The sequence below is a fragment of the Streptococcus sp. 27098_8_51 genome (assembly GCF_041432205.1).
Classification (GTDB): domain Bacteria; phylum Bacillota; class Bacilli; order Lactobacillales; family Streptococcaceae; genus Streptococcus.
In genome coordinates this window covers 1-4,442 of record NZ_JAPVZE010000025.1, presented here as the reverse complement: position 1 = coordinate 4,442, position 4,442 = coordinate 1, and the positions used below count along the sequence as shown (strand labels likewise).

The following is a 4,442-nucleotide window of genomic DNA, read 5'->3' as shown; positions in this document are numbered from 1 at the left end:
TTCTCAGTTACTTTGGATAAGTCCTCGAGCTATTAGTATTAGTCCGCTACATGTGTCGCCACACTTCCACTTCTAACCTATCTACCTGATCATCTCTCAGGGCTCTTACTGATATAAAATCATGGGAAATCTCATCTTGAGGTGGGTTTCACACTTAGATGCTTTCAGCGTTTATCCCTTCCCTACATAGCTACCCAGCGATGCCTTTGGCAAGACAACTGGTACACCAGCGGTAAGTCCACTCTGGTCCTCTCGTACTAGGAGCAGATCCTCTCAAATTTCCTACGCCCGCGACGGATAGGGACCGAACTGTCTCACGACGTTCTGAACCCAGCTCGCGTGCCGCTTTAATGGGCGAACAGCCCAACCCTTGGGACCGACTACAGCCCCAGGATGCGACGAGCCGACATCGAGGTGCCAAACCTCCCCGTCGATGTGAACTCTTGGGGGAGATAAGCCTGTTATCCCCAGGGTAGCTTTTATCCGTTGAGCGATGGCCCTTCCATACGGAACCACCGGATCACTAAGCCCGACTTTCGTCCCTGCTCGAGTTGTAGCTCTCGCAGTCAAGCTCCCTTATACCTTTACACTCTGCGAATGATTTCCAACCATTCTGAGGGAACCTTTGGGCGCCTCCGTTACCTTTTAGGAGGCGACCGCCCCAGTCAAACTGCCCGTCAGACACTGTCTCCGATAGGGATAACCTATCCGGGTTAGAGTGGCCATAACACAAGGGTAGTATCCCAACAACGTCTCCTTCGAAACTGGCGTCCCGATCTCATAGACTCCTACCTATCCTGTACATGTGGTACAGACACTCAATATCAAACTGCAGTAAAGCTCCATGGGGTCTTTCCGTCCTGTCGCGGGTAACCTGCATCTTCACAGGTACTAAAATTTCACCGAGTCTCTCGTTGAGACAGTGCCCAAATCATTACGCCTTTCGTGCGGGTCGGAACTTACCCGACAAGGAATTTCGCTACCTTAGGACCGTTATAGTTACGGCCGCCGTTTACTGGGGCTTCAATTCATACCTTCGGATTACTCCTAAGCACTCCTCTTAACCTTCCAGCACCGGGCAGGCGTCACCCCCTATACATCATCTTACGATTTAGCAGAGAGCTGTGTTTTTGATAAACAGTTGCTTGGGCCTATTCACTGCGGCTGACCTAAAGTCAGCACCCCTTCTCCCGAAGTTACGGGGTCATTTTGCCGAGTTCCTTAACGAGAGTTCTCTCGCTCACCTGAGGCTACTCGCCTCGACTACCTGTGTCGGTTTGCGGTACGGGTAGAGTATGTTTAAACGCTAGAAGCTTTTCTTGGCAGTGTGACGTCACTAACTTCGCTACTAAACTTCGCTCCCCATCACAGCTCAATGTTATAGATATAAGCATTTGACTCATATCACACCTCACTGATTAGACAGACACTTCCATTCGTCTGCTTTAGTTAGCCTACTGCGTCCCTCCATCACTACATACTCTAGTACAGGAATATCAACCTGTTGTCCATCGGATACACCTTTCGGTCTCTCCTTAGGTCCCGACTAACCCAGGGCGGACGAGCCTTCCCCTGGAAACCTTAGTCTTACGGTGGACAGGATTCTCACCTGTCTTTCGCTACTCATACCGGCATTCTCACTTCTATGCGTTCCAGCACTCCTCACGGTATACCTTCTTCACACATAGAACGCTCTCCTACCATACCTATAAAGGTATCCACAGCTTCGGTAAATTGTTTTAGCCCCGGTACATTTTCGGCGCAGGGTCACTCGACTAGTGAGCTATTACGCACTCTTTGAATGAATAGCTGCTTCTAAGCTAACATCCTAGTTGTCTGTGCAACCCCACATCCTTTTCCACTTAACAATTATTTTGGGACCTTAGCTGGTGGTCTGGGCTGTTTCCCTTTCGACTACGGATCTTAGCACTCGCAGTCTGACTGCCGACCATAATTCATTGGCATTCGGAGTTTATCTGAGATTGGTAATCCGGGATGGACCCCTCACCCAAACAGTGCTCTACCTCCAAGAATCTTGATGTCGACGCTAGCCCTAAAGCTATTTCGGAGAGAACCAGCTATCTCCAAGTTCGTTTGGAATTTCTCCGCTACCCACAAGTCATCCAAGCACTTTTCAACGTGCCCTGGTTCGGTCCTCCAGTGCGTCTTACCGCACCTTCAACCTGCTCATGGGTAGGTCACATGGTTTCGGGTCTACGACATGATACTAAGGCGCCCTATTCAGACTCGGTTTCCCTGCGGCTCCGTCTCTTCAACTTAACCTCGCATCATATCGTAACTCGCCGGTTCATTCTACAAAAGGCACGCTCTCACCCATTAACGGGCTCGAACTTGTTGTAGGCACACGGTTTCAGGTTCTATTTCACTCCCCTCCCGGGGTGCTTTTCACCTTTCCCTCACGGTACTGGTTCACTATCGGTCACTAGGGAGTATTTAGGGTTGGGAGATGGTCCTCCCAGATTCCGACGGGATTTCACGTGTCCCGCCGTACTCAGGATACTGCTAGGTACAAAGACTATTTTAAATACGAGGCTATTACTCTCTTTGGCTGATCTTCCCAAATCATTCTTCTATAATCTTTGAGTCCACATTGCAGTCCTACAACCCCGAAGAGTAAACTCTTCGGTTTGCCCTCCTGCCGTTTCGCTCGCCGCTACTAAGGCAATCGCTTTTGCTTTCTCTTCCTGCAGCTACTTAGATGTTTCAGTTCACTGCGTCTTCCTCCTCACATCCTTAACAGATGCGGGTAACAGGTAGTACCTGTTGGGTTCCCCCATTCGGAAATCCCTGGATCATCGCTTACTTACAGCTACCCAAGGCATATCGTCGTTTGTCACGTCCTTCTTCGGCTCCTAGTGCCAAGGCATCCACCGTGCGCCCTTATTAACTTAACCTTATTTTTTGACCTTTCAGTCATAAACTCTTTTAATACTACAGCGTTTCGGTTTATTTTCTTGTTACTATTTGATATAGATATTCAATTTTCAATGTGCATTACTTGGTGATCTCTCACCAATGGAGCCTAGCGGGATCGAACCGCTGACCTCCTGCGTGCAAAGCAGGCGCTCTCCCAGCTGAGCTAAGGCCCCACAAGACCTCTCAAGACTAAACAAGACCAATGTGCAGTTCCTTATCCTTAGAAAGGAGGTGATCCAGCCGCACCTTCCGATACGGCTACCTTGTTACGACTTCACCCCAATCATCTATCCCACCTTAGGCGGCTGGCTCCTAAAAGGTTACCTCACCGACTTCGGGTGTTACAAACTCTCGTGGTGTGACGGGCGGTGTGTACAAGGCCCGGGAACGTATTCACCGCGGCGTGCTGATCCGCGATTACTAGCGATTCCGACTTCATGTAGGCGAGTTGCAGCCTACAATCCGAACTGAGACTGGCTTTAAGAGATTAGCTTGCCGTCACCGGCTTGCGACTCGTTGTACCAGCCATTGTAGCACGTGTGTAGCCCAGGTCATAAGGGGCATGATGATTTGACGTCATCCCCACCTTCCTCCGGTTTATTACCGGCAGTCTCGCTAGAGTGCCCAACTGAATGATGGCAACTAACAATAGGGGTTGCGCTCGTTGCGGGACTTAACCCAACATCTCACGACACGAGCTGACGACAACCATGCACCACCTGTCACCTCTGTCCCGAAGGAAAACTCTATCTCTAGAGCGGTCAGAGGGATGTCAAGACCTGGTAAGGTTCTTCGCGTTGCTTCGAATTAAACCACATGCTCCACCGCTTGTGCGGGCCCCCGTCAATTCCTTTGAGTTTCAACCTTGCGGTCGTACTCCCCAGGCGGAGTGCTTAATGCGTTAGCTGCGGCACTAAACCCCGGAAAGGGTCTAACACCTAGCACTCATCGTTTACGGCGTGGACTACCAGGGTATCTAATCCTGTTTGCTCCCCACGCTTTCGAGCCTCAGCGTCAGTTACAAGCCAGAGAGCCGCTTTCGCCACCGGTGTTCCTCCATATATCTACGCATTTCACCGCTACACATGGAATTCCACTCTCCCCTCTTGCACTCAAGTTAAACAGTTTCCAAAGCGTACTATGGTTAAGCCACAGCCTTTAACTTCAGACTTATCTAACCGCCTGCGCTCGCTTTACGCCCAATAAATCCGGACAACGCTCGGGACCTACGTATTACCGCGGCTGCTGGCACGTAGTTAGCCGTCCCTTTCTGGTAAGATACCGTCACAGTGTGAACTTTCCACTCTCACACTCGTTCTTCTCTTACAACAGAGCTTTACGATCCGAAAACCTTCTTCACTCACGCGGCGTTGCTCGGTCAGACTTCCGTCCATTGCCGAAGATTCCCTACTGCTGCCTCCCGTAGGAGTCTGGGCCGTGTCTCAGTCCCAGTGTGGCCGATCACCCTCTCAGGTCGGCTATGTATCGTCGCCTTGGTGAGCCGT

Annotated in this window: 1 tRNA gene and 2 rRNA genes; all 3 read right to left on the bottom strand. The window is 50.5% G+C overall.

Features of this window, described 5'->3' with window-relative positions:
• Positions 1–12 precede the first annotated feature (12 nt).
• A 23S ribosomal RNA gene (locus tag O3622_RS09930) occupies positions 13–2,915 on the bottom strand.
• A 122-nt stretch (positions 2,916–3,037) separates the two neighbouring features.
• A tRNA-Ala gene (locus O3622_RS09925) sits at positions 3,038–3,110 on the bottom strand.
• 51 nt (positions 3,111–3,161) lie between these two features.
• Positions 3,162–4,442, bottom strand: a 16S ribosomal RNA gene (locus O3622_RS09920); the annotation flags it as partial.